Source organism: Curtobacterium sp. P97 (assembly GCF_023712445.1).
Classification (GTDB): Bacteria; Actinomycetota; Actinomycetes; order Actinomycetales; family Microbacteriaceae; genus Curtobacterium.
Genome location: NZ_JAMAYF010000015.1, coordinates 33,790 through 48,912, shown reverse-complemented (window position 1 = coordinate 48,912; position 15,123 = coordinate 33,790). Strand labels below are relative to the sequence as shown.

Below are 15,123 nucleotides of genomic sequence, written 5' to 3'. Positions count from 1 at the left end.
TCTGGTGCTCCTTACGCCGCGGCCGCGGCGAGCTCGGCGGCCTGCTCGGCCGCATCGTCCATGGTCTCGGCGACGGTGACGAGCGGGTGCGCCGCCTCCGCCAGGATCCGGCGACCCTCGTCCACGTTGTTGCCGTCCAGGCGCACGACGAGCGGCTTGGTCGCCGAGTCGCCGAGGATGCCGAGTGCGGCGACGATGCCGTTCGCGACGGCGTCGCAGGCGGTGATGCCGCCGAAGACGTTCACGAACACGCTCTTCACCTGCGGGTCGCCGAGGATGACGTCGAGGCCGTTCGCCATGACCTCGGCCGAGGCGCCACCGCCGATGTCGAGGAAGTTCGCGGGCTTCACGCCACCGTGGCGCTCACCGGCGTACGCGACGACGTCGAGCGTCGACATGACGAGCCCTGCGCCGTTGCCGATGACGCCGACCTCGCCGTCGAGCTTCACGTAGTTCAGGCCGTGCTGCTTCGCCTTGGCCTCGAGCGGGTCCTCGCTCGCGGTGTCCTCGAGCTGCGCGTGACCCTCGTGGCGGAAGTCGGCGTTGTCGTCGAGCGACACCTTGCCGTCGAGGGCGAGGATCTGCCCGTCGCCGGTGCGGACCAGCGGGTTCACCTCGACGAGGGTGGCGTCCTCGCCGGCGAACACGTCGTAGAGCTTCACGAAGACGTCCGCGACCTGGTCCTGGAGCTCGGACGGGAAGTTCGCCTGGCGCGCGATGTCGAGCGCGGCTTCCTTGTTGATGCCCGTGAGCGGGTTCACCTCGACGCGCGCGAGCGCCTCGGGCTTCTCGACCGCGAGCTGCTCGATCTCCATGCCGCCCTCGACGCTGACGAGCGACAGGTACGAGCGGTTCGCCCGGTCGAGCAGCACCGAGAAGTAGAACTCCTCGGCGATGTCCGCACCCTGGGCGACCATCACGCGCTGCACGGTGTGGCCCTTGATGTCGAGGCCGAGGATCGCCTCGGCGTGCTCGTACGCCTCGTCCGGGGTCTTCGCGACCTTGACGCCGCCGGCCTTGCCGCGACCGCCGACCTTCACCTGCGCCTTGACGACGACCACGCCGCCGATCCGCTCGGCGGCCGCCCTCGCCTCTTCCGGGGTGTCGGCGGTGATGCCCTGCAGCACAGGGACGCCGTAGGACTCGAAGAGGTCCCTGGCCTGGTACTCGAAAAGATCCACGCTGTTCTTCTTCCCGCACGGTTCGTGCGATCGGCATCGGTCATCGGGTCGCGCACTCAACGTCGAGGGTCGCTCGATGTCGAGACAACGGCCGCGACCACCCTAGCGCCGCCACATGGACGGAGAGCACGTCCGTCCGGACACCGGTCGCGCCCGCTCGGCCGCGGGATGCGTCGGCACCGCGGAGCGCCGGCCGGGAGGCACGCCCCACCCCCGTCACCTCCCTCGCGCCCCCCGGTGGCCGGGGGACGCAGTCGCCGGATGGTCGGCCAGGCGGCACGGGGCACGGTCGACGGGTGCAGAAGGAACTCCGTACCCGCGCCGCCGACGTCTTCGGCTGGGACCTCCACCCCGAGCAGGAACAGGTCGTCGACGCCGTCCTCGACGGTCGCGACGCCCTGGCGCTCATGCCCACCGGCTCGGGGAAGTCCGCGATCTACCAGGTCGCCGCGCTCGCCCTGGACGGCCCGGTCGTCGTCGTCTCGCCGCTCGTGGCCCTGCAGGAGGACCAGGTCGTCGGCATCGAGGACCACCCGGACGCCCCGCGCGCGGTGACCATGAACGCCACCAGGGGCAGCCGGCAGCTCGAGGACGCGTGGGACGCCGTGGCGTCCGGCGAGGCCCGCTACGTGTTCCTGGCCCCCGAGCAACTGGCGAAGGACGAGGTCGTCGAGCGGCTGCGCGACGCCGGCGTCGCGCTCGTCACCGTCGACGAGGCGCACTGCGTGTCGAGCTGGGGGCACGACTTCCGCCCGGACTACCTGGTGCTCGGCGAGGTCGTGGAGCGCCTCGGGCGCCCGCCGGTGCTCGCGATGACCGCGACCGGGTCGACGCCCGTCCGCGCCGAGATCGTCGAGCGGCTCGGCATGCGGGACCCGTTGGTCGTCGCCACCGGCTTCGACCGGCCGAACCTGCGCTTCGAGGTCGCCCGGCACGCCGACGACGAGTCGAAGCGCGAGGCCGTCGTGGAGCAGGTCGTCGGACTCGAGGGGGTCGGCATCGTCTACGTCGCCACCCGCGCCGAGACCCTGGTGTACGCGGACGAACTCGTGGAGAGTGGTCGCCGGGCGAAGGCGTACCACGCGGGCCTCCGCGTGCGGGACCGCGAGCGGGTCCACCACGAGTTCCTCGACGGCGAGCTCGACGTCGTAGTCGCCACCAGCGCGTTCGGCATGGGGATCGACAAGCCGGACGTGCGCTTCGTCGTGCACGCCGACGTCCCCGAGTCGGTCGACGCCTACTACCAGGAGGTGGGCCGTGCCGGCCGTGACGGCGACGTCGGCCTCGCCACGATGCACTACCGCGCCGAGGACCTCGGCCTCCGACGCTTCTTCGCGTCCGGCTCGCCGCGCCCGGCCACCCTCCGTGCCGTGTTCGACGCCGTCCCCGCCGAGGGATCGGTGGCCCGTTCCGAGCTCGCCGAACGCTCCGGGCTCGCCGCTCGCACCGCGGGCCGTGCGGCCAACGCCCTCGTCGACGCGGGCGCGCTCGACGACGGTGAGGACGGTCTCACCCGTCGACCGGACGGCCCCCGCGACGCCGAGGCGGCAGCGGGGCTCGCGAAGGCGCAGGCGAAGGAGCGCGAGGAGATCGAGGAGTCGCGCATCGCGATGATGCGCCGGTTCGCCGAGACCTCGGGCTGCCGCCGGCAGTTCCTGCTCGGGTACTTCGGTGACGAGCTCGCCGAGCCGTGCGGCAACTGCGACACGTGCACGGCCGGGACCGCCCAGGACGCGGACGCCCACGGTGCCGACGGTGCGAACGACGACGCCTGGCCCCCGGAGTCGCCCGTCGAGCACGCGCAGTGGGGTCGAGGGACGGTGATGAGCACGGAGGACGACCGGTTGACGGTGTTCTTCGAGTCCGCCGGCTACAAGACCCTCGGGCTGGCCGACGTCGAGGAACGGCACCTGCTCGAACGCGTCTGACGCGCCGGCGTCGGACCCGGGGTGGGGAAGGCGCGGTCGCTCGACCACCCGTCGGCGACCGCGCTCCACTCCCCCGAGCACGGCGAGTGTGACCCGCGATCGTGGACCGCAGGTGACGCCGAGGTGAACGGGACGCGAAACCGGACGAGGGGTGCGCAGACCGGACGACCACAGACCGGACGACCGGTCAGGCGGACGGCGTACACAGGAAGGCCCGACGGCCCCGGCGACCCGCTCCGGAGCCCGACCCTCCCACGGAAGGACTGCACCATGAGCGACCCCGGCATCAGCCCCGTCGACGACTTCGACGCCCAGGAGCGCCGCACCGACGACCTGGACCGCGAGCACGTGGGTCCGTACGAGGTCGACGAGTCCGAGGAGTCCCTCGAGACCGTCACGAACGACGCCGTCGCCGGCGAGACCGTCGAGCCTCAGCCGGGCGACGGAACCGACGACGGCCCCACCGGTGGCGCTCCGCGCGAGGGCTCGCCCGACCTGTGGGAGCACGACGACGACACCGAGCGTCCGGACCTCGGCGGCGACCTCGGCACGAAGCCGCTCTGAGCACGACACCCGCACGACCCCCACGGAGCACGGCCCAGTACGATCGGGCCGTGCTCCGTGGCGTCCGCGACCGTGTCCGTGCGACGCCCGCGCTGGCCCGGCTCCTCTCGCTGGCGTCCCTGCTGCTCGTCGCCGCGGCGGCGCACTCGGGTGCCCGGAGCGGCGGGGTCGCCTGGCTTCCGCTGCTCGTCGCGGGTGTCGTGCTCGCCCTGGTCACCGGCGCGACGGCGCACCGGTGGCCCCTGCCGGCCATCTGGCTGGTCGTGACACTGCTGGCGGCTGCGGGCGGCACGCTCGTGAGCGTCGCGTGGCTGGTCGGCGCACTGATCGGCGGCGCAGTGGCCCTGGCCGCAGCCCTGTTCCTCGACACCGCAGCGCTGCGGCGGGCACGGCGATCCGGGACACGCCCGTGACGCGACGGCCGGGAGGCTCGTCCCACCCCCGCCCCGCCGGCCACGGCGACCGGACGGCGGACGGACGCGGTGCGACGGGCGGACCACGGGCCTCCCGTCCGGCACACGGTCACGTCGCCGACCGCGACCTGCGTCGGTGGCTGGCGGACAGCACACCCGTCGCGGCCGGTGGCCGCGCCATCCTGCTGCAGATCGCGGACCCGGTCGTCGCAGCCGGGGTCCGACGGCACTCCGACTTCGCCCGCCGACCGCAGCAGCGGCTGGCCCACACCCTGATGTTCGTCTACGCCGTCGTGATCGGGACCGAGACCGACGCTGCCGTGGCGACCGCGTTCGTCGACCGGGCGCACCGACCGGTCGAGGGCGCCGACGACGTCGACCGGCAGCGGTGGGTGGCGGCGACCCTCTTCGACTCCGCACGACGGGCACACGAGCTGTTCGGCGACCCCCTGTCGCCCGACGACGCCGAGCGTGTCCTGGCGGCCTACGCCCCGATCGCGACGTCCCTGCGCGTGCCCGCCGACGGTTGGTTCGCCTCGGTGGCCTCCTTCGACGTGTACTGGGGTGCGACCCTGCCCTCCCTGCACGTCACCGACGACGCGCGCGGGATCGTGCGCGACCTCCTGCACCCCCGCTTCGCACCGCTGTGGGTCCGCACCGCGATGCCGCTCGTCCGCATCGTCACCGTCGGCATGCTGCCGGACGCCCTGCGGACCGCGTACGGCTTCGCGTGGGGGCCGCGCGAGCAGCGGCGCTTCCGGCGGACCGTCGCGCTCGTCCGGCGCGTGCGGAGCCTCGTGCCGGGGTGGGCGCTCCGACTCCCGGGGCCGCTGCTGCTGCGGGCCATGCACCGGATCGCCGCGCGGCACGCCCACTGATCCCGACAAGTTCTTGTCATGGCGACAAGAACAGTGGTACGGTCGGACCATGGCAGTCGAACTCAGCACCTGGGACGCCCAGGGCACACCGACGACACCGACGTTCTCCACGATGCGGTTCCCCGCGGGCGAGGCACACGTCAAGGTCCGGGACGACGCCGACGCGGGGGCGACCACCGAGATCGCGACCCTGCGCGGCACCGGCGGCGACGACCTGGTGATGCTCGGCATGTGGGCGGACGCGGTCCGACAGCGCGGGGCACGCTCGGTGGCGCTCGTCCCGTACCTGCCCGGAGCGCGGCAGGACCGCGGACTCCCCTTCGGCGCGAAGGTCTACGCGGACGTCCTGAACGGCTTCGCCATCGACCAGGTGATCGCCTTCGACCCCCACTCGCCCGTGATCGTCGGGCTGGTCGAGCGCCTCACCGTGGTGCCGAGCGAGCGGGTCGTGCACGACGCGGTCCTCGCCGGGTCCGACTACAGCGGCATCATCGCCCCGGACAAGGGCGCGGTCGCCCGGGCGGCGCTCGTCGCCGAGGCAGCCGGTCTCCCCCTGTTCCGCGCCGAGAAGCACCGCAACCCGGACACCGGCAAGCTCGACGGGTTCTCGTGCGAGCCGCTCCCCGAGACCGGTCGGCTGCTCGTCGTCGACGACATCTGCGACGGCGGCGGCACCTTCGCGGGCCTCGCCGGCTCGACCGGCCTGCCGGCGGAGCGCCTGGGCCTCTGGGTCTCGCACGGCGTCTTCTCCGGACGGGCCCCGCAGCTCGCCGAGCACTTCGGCGAGATCGTCACCACCGACAGCTACCCCGCACAGCAGGACGTCCCGGGCCTCCGCACCGTCCCGCTCAGCCCGTACCTCACGAAGGAGATCCGATGACGACCACGACGGGCCTCGAGCCCCGCACCACCACCGCGAGTCCGATCGCCCCGCTGCTGGCGGTCGACGGGTACAAGCACTCGCACCGGCAGGTCTACCCCGAGGGCACGACCCGGATCCTGATCAACTGGACGAACCGCTCGAACGCGCACATGCCCGAGTCGACCCACGCGGTGGTCTTCGGGCTGCAGGCGTTCGTGCAGCGGTACCTGGTCGAGGCGTGGGCGCCGTTCTTCGCCGCCGACGAGGACGAGGTCGCGCGGTTGTTCGAGCAGGCACTGCAGGGCTACTTCGGCCCGAACCACATCGGTGTCGACCACGTCCGCGCCCTGCACCGCCTCGGGTACCTCCCGCTCGACATCCGGGCGCTCCCCGAGGGCACCCTCGCCCCGATCGGCGTCGCGACGCTGACGGTCGAGAACACCCTCGACGACTTCTTCTGGCTGCCGAACTACATCGAGACCGCCCTGTCGGCGTCGATCTGGCACCCCTCGACCGTCGCGACGAAGGCGCTCGAGTACCGCGACCTCATGGAGGAGTGGGCCGAGCGCACCGGCGCCGACCCGGCGAGCATCGACTTCGCCGCCCACGACTTCTCGTTCCGCGGGCAGACGAGCATCGAGTCCGCCGCCGCGGGCGGTGCCGGACACCTGCTGTCGTTCCTCGGCACCGACTCGATGCCGTCGCTCGACTTCATCGACCGCTACTACCCGGGCGACAACGGCTGGGTGGCGGCCAGCGTCCCCGCCACCGAGCACAGCGTGATGTGCGTCCGCGGCGCCGACGGCGAGCTCGAGACGTTCGCGCAGATCCTCGACGTGTACCCGACCGGCATCGTCTCGGCGGTGAGCGACGGCTTCGACCTGTTCAAGGTGATCACCGAGACGCTCCCGCAGCTCGAGGACCGCATCACGGCCCGCGACGGCAAGCTCGTCATCCGCCCGGACTCCGGCGACCCTGTCGACATCGTCACCGGCACCGTGCACGGCGTCGACCAGGCAGCGCTGACCGACCCGTCGCGCAGCCACGAGGAGAAGGGCGTCGTCGAGCTCCTCGACGAGCTGTTCGGGCACACCGTGAACGAGCGGGGCTTCAAGGTGCTCGACCAGCACATCGGCGTCATCTACGGCGACAGCATCACGCTCGACCGTGCCCGTCGCATCTACGAGCGCCTCGCCGCGAAGGGCTACGCGAGCGACAACGTCGTGCTCGGCATCGGGTCGTACACGTACCAGTACATGACGCGCGACAACCTCGGCAGCGCCGTGAAGGCCACGTGGGCCCTCGTCGACGGGCAGCCGGTCGACATCCAGAAGGACCCGAAGACCGGCAGCGGCAAGAAGAGCGCGAAGGGCCGCATCGCCCTGCACCGCGACGACACCGGCGAGATCCGCCAGACCGACGAGGCCACCGCCGAGGACGAGGCGACCAGCCTGCTCCAGCCCGTCTGGGTCGACGGCCGCTTCCGGGTGCACCAGTCGTTCGCCGACGTGCGCGAGACGCTCCGCACCGAACGCGCCGCCCGCGCGGCCCGCCGGGCGTCGGTGTGACCGACGCCCACACGGCGACCCGCGACCAGCCGCTCATCGCGATCGACGTCGTCCCGGTGTCGTTCACGGTGACGGAGGGTCTGCGGGTCGCCACCGCGCGCCGGGCGTACGACCCGTACGCCGGCCGGGAGGCGCTGCCCGGCGTGCTCCTGGACGCTGCGGAACGCCTCGCCGACGGTGCACGGCGCGCCCTGCGCACCAAGGCCGCCATCGGCACCGGGGCGGTGCGGCACCTCGCACAGGTCGGTGCGTTCGACGGCCCGTCCCGCGACCCGCGGGAGACCGCGATCAGCATCGCGTTCGCGGCGGTCGTGGCACCGGCGGTGGACGGCGGGCCCGTGGTGTGGCGGCCGACCGACGGGGGCGATCCGGGCCTCCCGTTCGACCACGACACGATCGTGCGGGCCGCCCTCGACCAGGTGCGCACCCGGCTCTGGCGGGACGTCCCGATGACACGCGCCCTGCTCGGTGACGTCTTCCCGACGAGTGCGGCGGCAGTACTCCACGCGGCGCTCCACGGGACCGCCCCGGATGCCGGCAACCTCAACCGTGCACTCCGGACGAACCCCGCGCTCGTCCGGACCGATGCCTCCCCGACGTCCACCGGCCGGGGCGGTCGTCCCCCGGCGACCTGGACGTGGACCGACTGAGCACGGTTGGGTGGGGGCATGTCCAGTTCGCTCTCCGGTGACGACTCCCTGCACCTGCCCGAGTTCGACGCGCCTCCCGCGTCCCCGTTCGACGTCGCCCGAGCCTGGCTCGACGGCGCCGCGGAGCGCGAGGTGTCCGAGCCGATGTCGATGACCCTCGCGACCGCCGGCGCCGACGGGCGGGTGTCCGCCCGCACCGTCGACGTGAAGCGGCTCGACGACCGCGGGCTGGTGTTCGGCACCTCGACCCTGAGCCCGAAGGGACGGCAGCTGGCGGACAACCCGCACGCGGCGCTGCAGGTGTACTGGCGCGAGAGCATGCAGCAGCTGCGCTTCGAGGGCCGGGCCGTGCAGCTGTCCGACGAGGAGTCCGACGCGCTGTTCGCCGACCGCTCGCCGAAGTCACGCGCCGCCACCGCGATCGCCGACCAGTCGGACGTGCTCGAACCGCGCACGCTGCAGGACCTGATCGACGACGCGAACGTGCTGCTCGACGAGAGCGACGACGACGTGCCGCGCCCCGAGGGCTGGGTGGCGTGGCGGCTCGAGCCCGACGTGGTGGAGTTCTGGCAGGGCAGCCGCGACCGGATGCACCGGCGGCTGCAGTACGTCCGCGCCGGTGACGGCTGGGACGTGGCGCGGCTGCAGCCGTAGCGCTGCGCGGTCGGCGCGGTCGGCCGCGGGCGCGGCTGGCGCGGCGGGGCCGGCGGCGCCCCGCACAACCGTGAGCACCTCGCGCCACGGAACCCCACGGCGCGACGTGCTCCGCGTTGTGCAGCGGCACGTCGAACCAGGACTCCGACATCGAACCAGCCGCCGGTGCTGGTTCGACGTCGGGAACGTGGTTCGACGCCGACGGCAGGGCCAGCGGTACCGTCGTCGGATGGGGACCACGCACGCGCTCACCGTCCGACCGGCCGACGTGCGAGACGCCGACGCGATCGCCGCCGTGCACGTGCAGGCGTGGCGCGAGGCCTACGCCCACCTCCTGCCGGCGGAGTTCCTCGCGGCCCTCGACGTCGATGCCCGCGCGGCACGATGGCGCGGGATCATCGCCGAGCCCGGTGTCGACGTGCTCGTCGCCACCGTCGGCGACGCGATCGTCGGCTGGGCGTCCGCGGGGCCCGGTCGCGGCGAGGCCCCGCGGGACCGCGAGCTCGAGGGCATCGACGTCCTCGCCGCGCAGCACGGAGCGGGCGTCGGACAGGCGTTGCTCGACGCCGCGATCGGCACCGCGCCCGCGTTCCTCTGGGTCGCCGACGGCAACGCGCGCGCCGAGGCCTTCTACCGCCGGAACGGCTTCGAGCGGGACGGCACCGTCAAGCACGAACCGATCGGCCCGCACGGGCTCGATGCGGTCCGGATGGTGCGCTGACCTCCCGCCCTCGACCGCGGCGCGGCTCGATCAGCACGCGGGCTGAGCGCCGGGTGGTCATCGTCCAGAGATCACCTGCGAGTGCGGAATCTGGAACATCACATGCTGTTCCCTGGACTCAGGAGCGCCGGACCAGCCGCCGCTCCCCGATCCCAGGAGGAACCATGACCACCTCGAAGCACCTGCTCGCCACCGCCGTCGCCACCTGCGCGCTGGGCGCAGCCCTCGTCGGCGGGACGTCCGTCGCGAACGCCGCGCCCGCGACACCGACCGACCCCGCTGCGAGCACGACGAGCGCCCCGGCTGCCGCCGCACAGGACCCCGGAGCGGGCGGCATCGCGGTCTCGCGCAACGCCGACGGCACGGAGGACGTCCGACCCATGACCGACGAGGAGCGCTCGGAGATGGACGGGAAGTGGTCCCCCGTGGATCGCTGAGCTGACCGGGTGCCGGTCGACCCGCCCGGGTCGACCGGCACCACCGCGCCCGCTGCCGTCAGAGCTTCTCGATCGGCGCGATCTTGATGAGCAACTTCTTGCGACCCGCGGCGTCGAAGGCGATCTCGGCGATGCGCTTCGCGCCCTGCCCGGTCACCGCGGACACCGTGCCCTCGCCGAAGTCGACGTGCTTGATGCGGTCTCCGGCGACGAGTTCCATGTCACCGTTGTCCCGGACCTGCCCGGACACCCGGTTCGCCCACTCGGTCTTCGGACGGGTCTTCGCCGCCGCGGCCGCACGGTCGTAGGAACCGCCGCCGAAGCCGCCACCGCCGCGGTAGCCCCCGCCGCCCCCGCCGGCACCGCCGAAGCCACCCGGACCGCCACCGCGACGGGCGTTCAGCGCGCGCGGTTCGGTCCCCCCACGGCTGTTCGCCATGCCGGGCGACTGCTTCCACTCGATCAGTCCCTCGGGGATCTCCTGCAGGAAGCGGGACGGCATCGCCACGTTGACGTCGCCGAACTGCGCGCGGGTCATCGCCAGCGACAGGAAGAGCGACTTCTTCGCTCGGGTGATGCCGACGTAGAAGAGCCGGCGTTCCTCGGCGGGGCCGCCCGGCTCGTTCGCGGACATCCGGTGCGGCAGCAGGTCTTCCTCGACGCCGGTGAGGAACACCGCGTCGTACTCCAGGCCCTTCGCCGTGTGCAGCGTCATGAGCGACACGGTGCCGGACGAGTCGTCGAGCTCGTCGGCCGCTGCGACCAGGGAGACCTCGGTCAGGAAGTCGGACAGGGTGCCCTCGGGGTTGTTCTTCTGGAACTCCCGCGTCACCGCCACGAGCTCGTCGATGTTGTCCGCACGCGCCGCGTCCTGCGCGTCGGGCGACTTCCGCAGGTTCTCGAGCAGCCCGGAGCCGTCGAGCAGCTGCGTGAGCGTGTCGACCACCGGCTGGGTGGCGGCGCGCGAAGCGACGTCGTCGAGCAGCGCTGCGAACGACGTGATCGCGGTCCGCACCTTCGGCCCGAACCCGAGCTCGTCGGCGTGCCGCAGGGCGTCGCGCATCGAGGTCTCGTGCTCGTCGGCGTAGCGCTGCAGTGCCGTCTCCGTCACGGCACCGATGCCGCGCTTGGGCACGTTGAGGATGCGCCGGAGCGACAGCGGATCGGCCGGGTTGGCGACGGTGATCAGGTACGCCATGGCGTCCTTGATCTCCGCACGCTCGTAGAACTTCGTGCCGCCGAGCACCCGGTACGGGATCGCCGAGCGGATGAAGATCTCCTCGAGCGCACGCGTCTGCGAGTTGGTCCGGTAGAACACGGCCATGTCCCGGTACGACGTGCCCTCGTCGTGCAGGCGCTGGATCTCGTCGGCGACGAACTGCGCCTCGTCGTGGCCGGTGTACCCGGTGAAGCCGACGATCTTGTCGCCGGCCCCGACGTCGGTGAACAGGTTCTTCGCCTGGCGGTCGAAGTTGTTCGCGATGACGGCGTTCGCAGCGTCGAGGATCGTCTGCGTCGACCGGTAGTTCTGCTCGAGCAGGATCACCTTCGAGTTCGGGAAGTCCCGCTCGAACTCGACGATGTTCCGGATGTCCGCGCCGCGGAAGGCGTAGATCGACTGGTCCGAGTCACCGACGACGGTGAGCGATGCCGGGGCGATCGACCCGTCGGCCTCGCGCATCCGGGCGACGTGCTGTCCGGTGTCCTCCAGCTTGTCGACCTGCTCGACGGGCACCGGGCGGGTGAGCTCGCGGATCAGGGCGTACTGCGCGTGGTTGGTGTCCTGGTACTCGTCGACCAGGACGAACCGGAAGCGGCGCTGGTAGAGCGCGGCGACCTCGGGGAACGCGCGGAACAGGAAGACGGTCTGCCCGATCAGGTCGTCGAAGTCGAAGGCGTTCGCCCGGCGGAGCTCGTTCGTGTAGCGCCGGAACACCTCCGTGAACATGACCTCCTGCGGGTCGTTCACGTTGATGTTCCGGGCGTAGGTGTCGACGTCCTGCAGCTCGTTCTTGAGCTTCGAGATCTTCGACGCCGCGGCGCCGACGGTCAGCCCGAGGGAGTCCGCCTCGAGCTCCTTGATGATCCGCTTGAGGAGCGCACGGGAGTCCGCGGAGTCGTAGATCGTGAACGACTGCGGGAACCCGAAGCGCTCGGCCTCGCGCCGGAGGATCCGTACGCACGCCGAGTGGAACGTCGAGATCCACATGCCCTCGGCGGCCTGCCCGACCAGTGCCTGCACGCGCTCGCGCATCTCGGCGGCGGCCTTGTTCGTGAACGTGATGGCGAGGATCTGCGACGGCCAGGCCTCGCGGTTCGCCAGCAGCAGGGCGATGCGGCGGGTGAGCACGCTCGTCTTGCCCGATCCGGCACCCGCCACGATGAGCAGGGACTCGCCGCGGTACTCGACGGCTTCCTTCTGCTGGGGGTTGAGACCCGCCGTGAAGGGGTCGTCGTACCCGCCGGGGCGGTTGCCCGCGCCCGGCTCGGGGGACTGGTCGAAGGGGTCGAGCACGATCGTCATGACCGGGTCAGTCTAGGCGCGCCCTCCGACAGGCGCAGCGGCTGCGGTCCGTGGGCCGCGGGACACACTGCGACGCACCAGGACCGGGATCGGGTCCGACGGCGGACAGGCTGTCGGGCATGAGGACGTGGACCGCAGGTGACGCCCTCGAGCTCGTCGAGCGGAGCTGGGTCTGGATGTCGTTCGTCACGACGCCCGTGACGATCACGGTCGGGGCCGGCTGGTCCTTCCTCGCCGACGGCGGCATCGGGAGCCCCGAGGGCCCGCCCGCTCTCGCCCTCACGATCGTCCTCCTCGCCGTCGTCGCGGGGCTCGTGACGATCGGGGGCGGGGTCGTGGCGCTCCCCTGCACGTACGCACTCGGGTGGGCGCTCGCCCGGATCTCCGCCCGCCGCGGCGTGCACGTCGTCGCGCACGCACTGCTCGCCGGCGGCCTGGCGGCGCTCTGCGTGTGGGTGCTCGAGACGTACTGGTCCCACGCGTGGGCACCCCTCCCGGCCTTCCGCCTGCTCATCTCGGTCTCGGCTGCGGCCGCTGCTGCGATCGCCACCTGGCGGACCGTCCGCGCGACCGCGGCGGTGCAGCGACGTCGACTCCGCGGCGTGCGGACGTGCGGAGCTGACGGATCAGTCGGTGGCGCTCTCGACGAGTGACCGCGCCCGCACCGCCAGGTCCGGGTGGTCCGCGAACACCCCGTCCACCCCGGTCCGCACGACCGAGGTGAACCACCGCTCCCAGTCGCCGTGCGCTGCCACGTCGCCCCCGCGCCGCAGTGGCGCCGGCAGGAACCGGTTCTCCGGCCGGAGCGTCCACGTGTAGACGGCGAGCCCCGCAGCGTGTGCGCGCTCGACGATGACGCTCCGGACCGGGCGCGGGTCGTCGACGGCGACGCTGTCGACCCCCGCCATCAGGGTCTTCAGGTCGACGCTGATGCCGTGGAACTCCGCGGCGAACCCGGCCAGCGCGGCGTCCGTGCGCTCCGACGCCCACGAGGGAGCCGCCGATCCGTGGGCGGCGACCTCGTCCGCGGCACTGCCACGGGCCTCCTGGAGGTACACGAGCCGACCACCCGTCCCCCGTGCGCCGAGCTGACGGAGCACCGTCTTCTCGAACGACTCGATCGTCAGCCGATCGTCGCCGCGCCACCCGGCGTCCCCGAGCGTGTCGTCGAGCAGCTGCGCCATCGGGAACCCGGCCTGCTCGAAGAAGTGCGCGTGCTTGACCTCGGCGACGAGCCCGACCGGGCGTGGAGCCGCGTCGAGGATCGCGAGCAGGTCCTCGAGTCGCAGGACGCCGTCCTCGCCGTCGCGCGCGGCCGAGGCCGGACGCAGCCGGGGAAGGCGCTCCCGGACCCGGAGCGTCCGCAGCTCGTCCCACGTGAAGTCCTCGGTGAACCAGCCCGTCACGCTCTGGCCGTCGACGGTCTTCGTCGTCCGCAGGTGTGCGAACTCGGGGTGGTCGGCGACGTCCGTCGTGCCGGACACCTCGTTCTCGTGCCGCAGCACGAGCACGCCGTCCTTCGTCGGCACGAGGTCCGGCTCGATCGCGTCGGCACCGAGGCCGACGGCCAGTTCGTAGGCACTCCGGGAGTGCTCCGGTCGGTGGCCGGAGGCACCACGGTGGGCGATCACACGGGTCATGCGCCGAACCGTAGCCGCTCGACCCTGCCCGCAGGTGTCCTCACGGTGTGCCTGTGGACACATCCGTTCAGCCGTCGCCCCTCGTTCCCAGGCCGCCCGCGGAGGGTCGCTCCGTGACCGTCCGACACCTCTCCACCGCCGTCGAGGCCCGCATCGACCGCGCGGCCCGCCGCCTGCTCGACGCCGGGCACCAGCCGCACCGCCCGGGCCGTCTCGCCCTCACCGAGTTCCTGGTGTTCGGCGCGAAGCAGGCGTGGGCGTGCACGTTCGGGGCGCTGCTCCTCGCGACGATGGTCGTGGTGCACCTGACCGTGCCTCCCGGGGCCCGGAACGACGTCCTCACGATGTCCGCGGCGGCGATCCAGGTCGCGATGCTCGTGTTCGGCCTCGAGACGGTCCGGGAGCTCCGGGTGGTGCTGGTCTTCCACGTGGTCGGCACGGTTATGGAGGTCTTCAAGACCCACGTCGGGTCGTGGGAGTACGCGGGCGACGGCTGGCTCGTGGTGGCGGGCGTGCCGCTCTTCTCCGGGTTCATGTACGGCGCGGTCGGGTCGTACATGGTCCGGGTCGTGCGGCTGTTCGACCTGCGCTTCGACCGGTACCCGCGGCAGTGGTCGCTCGTGCTCGTCGCGGCGGGCATCTACGCGAACTTCTTCGGGCACCACTTCGTGTGGGACGCGCGGTACGTGCTGCTCGCCCTGGTCGTGGCCCTGTTCGCACGCACCACGATGCACGTCCGCGTGCACCGCGCGACGCTGCGGATGCCGGTCCTGCTCGCGATGGCGCTCGTCGCGCTGTTCATCTGGCTGGCCGAGAACGTCGCGACCTGGGCCGGCGCCTGGTCCTACCCGGCGCAGGCGGGAGCGTGGCAGCCGGTCGCGCCGACGAAGGTCGTCGCCTGGCTGCTGCTCATGGTCGTCTCGGTCGCGCTGATCTCGTGGCTGTACCCGCAGGTCCGGTCGGCTCCGGCGGTCACCGACCGACGACGTGCGGGCACCGACCGACCGGGAGGCACGTCCCGACACCGCCCCGCAGGCGCCCGTCCGGCGGTCGGCCAGCTCACGACGAGCTCGGGGCAGCCACGCAGACCGCGACCGTAGGCT

General features: G+C 72.4%; 15 protein-coding genes. 12 read left to right on the top strand and 3 right to left on the bottom strand.

The genetic code is table 11. The features are described from left to right. Window positions 1–11: 11 nt before the first annotated feature. Window positions 12–1,181 carry an ADP-forming succinate--CoA ligase subunit beta gene (sucC, locus tag M3677_RS14955; protein WP_066656857.1) on the bottom strand — a complete coding sequence of 390 codons (1,170 nt, stop codon included), beginning with the start codon at window positions 1,179–1,181 and terminating at the stop codon, window positions 12–14. A 296-nt stretch (window positions 1,182–1,477) separates the two neighbouring features. Here sucC and M3677_RS18495 point away from each other — a divergent pair, with 296 nt between their 5' ends. From M3677_RS18495 to M3677_RS14905, 10 genes are all read left to right on the top strand, one after another. Further along, window positions 1,478–3,109, top strand: a complete 1,632-nt coding sequence (locus M3677_RS18495; RefSeq protein ID WP_251160927.1) for a RecQ family ATP-dependent DNA helicase — start codon at window positions 1,478–1,480, stop codon at window positions 3,107–3,109. 270 nt (window positions 3,110–3,379) lie between these two features. Continuing rightward, window positions 3,380–3,673 (top strand): hypothetical protein, encoded by a 294-nt coding sequence (locus M3677_RS14945; RefSeq protein WP_066656863.1) that lies wholly within the window; start codon window positions 3,380–3,382, stop codon window positions 3,671–3,673. A 50-nt stretch (window positions 3,674–3,723) separates the two neighbouring features. Next, window positions 3,724–4,086, top strand: a complete 363-nt coding sequence (locus M3677_RS14940; protein ID WP_209685331.1) for a hypothetical protein — start codon at window positions 3,724–3,726, stop codon at window positions 4,084–4,086. After that, entirely contained in the window at window positions 4,083–4,964 is an 882-nt protein-coding gene (locus M3677_RS14935; RefSeq protein WP_251160926.1) for an oxygenase MpaB family protein, read from the top strand. The genes M3677_RS14940 and M3677_RS14935 overlap by 4 nt, the downstream gene beginning before the upstream one ends. A gap of 49 nt (window positions 4,965–5,013) precedes the next feature. Further along, window positions 5,014–5,844 (top strand): hypothetical protein, encoded by an 831-nt coding sequence (locus M3677_RS14930; RefSeq protein ID WP_066656877.1) that lies wholly within the window; start codon window positions 5,014–5,016, stop codon window positions 5,842–5,844. After that, the gene (locus M3677_RS14925) at window positions 5,841–7,394 is read left to right on the top strand and encodes a nicotinate phosphoribosyltransferase (protein WP_251160925.1); all 1,554 of its coding nucleotides are present in this window, start codon (window positions 5,841–5,843) and stop codon (window positions 7,392–7,394) included. The genes M3677_RS14930 and M3677_RS14925 overlap by 4 nt, the downstream gene beginning before the upstream one ends. Then, window positions 7,391–8,044, top strand: coding sequence for a hypothetical protein (locus M3677_RS14920; protein ID WP_251160924.1), 654 nt, complete (start codon window positions 7,391–7,393; stop codon window positions 8,042–8,044). The genes M3677_RS14925 and M3677_RS14920 overlap by 4 nt, the downstream gene beginning before the upstream one ends. Window positions 8,045–8,062: 18 nt before the next feature. After that, complete coding sequence (locus M3677_RS14915) at window positions 8,063–8,698, top strand: pyridoxal 5'-phosphate synthase (protein ID WP_209685326.1); 636 nt, start codon at window positions 8,063–8,065, stop codon at window positions 8,696–8,698. A 229-nt stretch (window positions 8,699–8,927) separates the two neighbouring features. After that, window positions 8,928–9,419, top strand: coding sequence for a GNAT family N-acetyltransferase (locus M3677_RS14910; protein ID WP_251160923.1), 492 nt, complete (start codon window positions 8,928–8,930; stop codon window positions 9,417–9,419). A 164-nt stretch (window positions 9,420–9,583) separates the two neighbouring features. Further along, window positions 9,584–9,856, top strand: a complete 273-nt coding sequence (locus M3677_RS14905) for a hypothetical protein (RefSeq protein WP_251160922.1) — start codon at window positions 9,584–9,586, stop codon at window positions 9,854–9,856. Window positions 9,857–9,914: 58 nt separating this feature from the next. Here M3677_RS14905 and M3677_RS14900 read toward each other — a convergent pair whose 3' ends face one another. Further along, window positions 9,915–12,380 (bottom strand): ATP-dependent helicase, encoded by a 2,466-nt coding sequence (locus tag M3677_RS14900; RefSeq protein ID WP_066656896.1) that lies wholly within the window; start codon window positions 12,378–12,380, stop codon window positions 9,915–9,917. A 119-nt stretch (window positions 12,381–12,499) separates the two neighbouring features. Between M3677_RS14900 and M3677_RS14895 the strand changes: the two genes are divergently transcribed. Further along, window positions 12,500–13,033: a hypothetical protein gene (locus M3677_RS14895; RefSeq protein ID WP_251160921.1), complete on the top strand. Its 534-nt coding sequence runs from the start codon at window positions 12,500–12,502 to the stop codon at window positions 13,031–13,033. On the opposite strand, the gene M3677_RS14890 is transcribed toward M3677_RS14895, so the two are convergent. Continuing rightward, window positions 13,007–14,020 (bottom strand): glycerophosphodiester phosphodiesterase family protein, encoded by a 1,014-nt coding sequence (locus M3677_RS14890; protein WP_251160920.1) that lies wholly within the window; start codon window positions 14,018–14,020, stop codon window positions 13,007–13,009. The genes M3677_RS14895 and M3677_RS14890 overlap by 27 nt on opposite strands. A gap of 113 nt (window positions 14,021–14,133) precedes the next feature. On the opposite strand from M3677_RS14890, the gene M3677_RS14885 reads away from it, so the two are divergent. Then, window positions 14,134–15,120: a DUF817 domain-containing protein gene (locus M3677_RS14885; protein WP_251160919.1), complete on the top strand. Its 987-nt coding sequence runs from the start codon at window positions 14,134–14,136 to the stop codon at window positions 15,118–15,120. Window positions 15,121–15,123: the final 3 nt, after the last annotated feature.

Coding starts and splice junctions, on each gene's coding strand:
- M3677_RS14890 (WP_251160920.1), bottom strand. CDS start 14,020: ATGACCCGTGTGATCGCCCACCGTGGTGCCTCCGGCCACCGACCGGAG.
- M3677_RS14905 (WP_251160922.1), top strand. CDS start 9,584: ATGACCACCTCGAAGCACCTGCTCGCCACCGCCGTCGCCACCTGCGCG.
- M3677_RS14945 (WP_066656863.1), top strand. CDS start 3,380: ATGAGCGACCCCGGCATCAGCCCCGTCGACGACTTCGACGCCCAGGAG.
- M3677_RS14910 (WP_251160923.1), top strand. CDS start 8,928: ATGGGGACCACGCACGCGCTCACCGTCCGACCGGCCGACGTGCGAGAC.
- M3677_RS14930 (WP_066656877.1), top strand. CDS start 5,014: ATGGCAGTCGAACTCAGCACCTGGGACGCCCAGGGCACACCGACGACA.
- M3677_RS14925 (WP_251160925.1), top strand. CDS start 5,841: ATGACGACCACGACGGGCCTCGAGCCCCGCACCACCACCGCGAGTCCG.
- M3677_RS14915 (WP_209685326.1), top strand. CDS start 8,063: ATGTCCAGTTCGCTCTCCGGTGACGACTCCCTGCACCTGCCCGAGTTC.
- M3677_RS14895 (WP_251160921.1), top strand. CDS start 12,500: ATGAGGACGTGGACCGCAGGTGACGCCCTCGAGCTCGTCGAGCGGAGC.
- M3677_RS14900 (WP_066656896.1), bottom strand. CDS start 12,380: ATGACGATCGTGCTCGACCCCTTCGACCAGTCCCCCGAGCCGGGCGCG.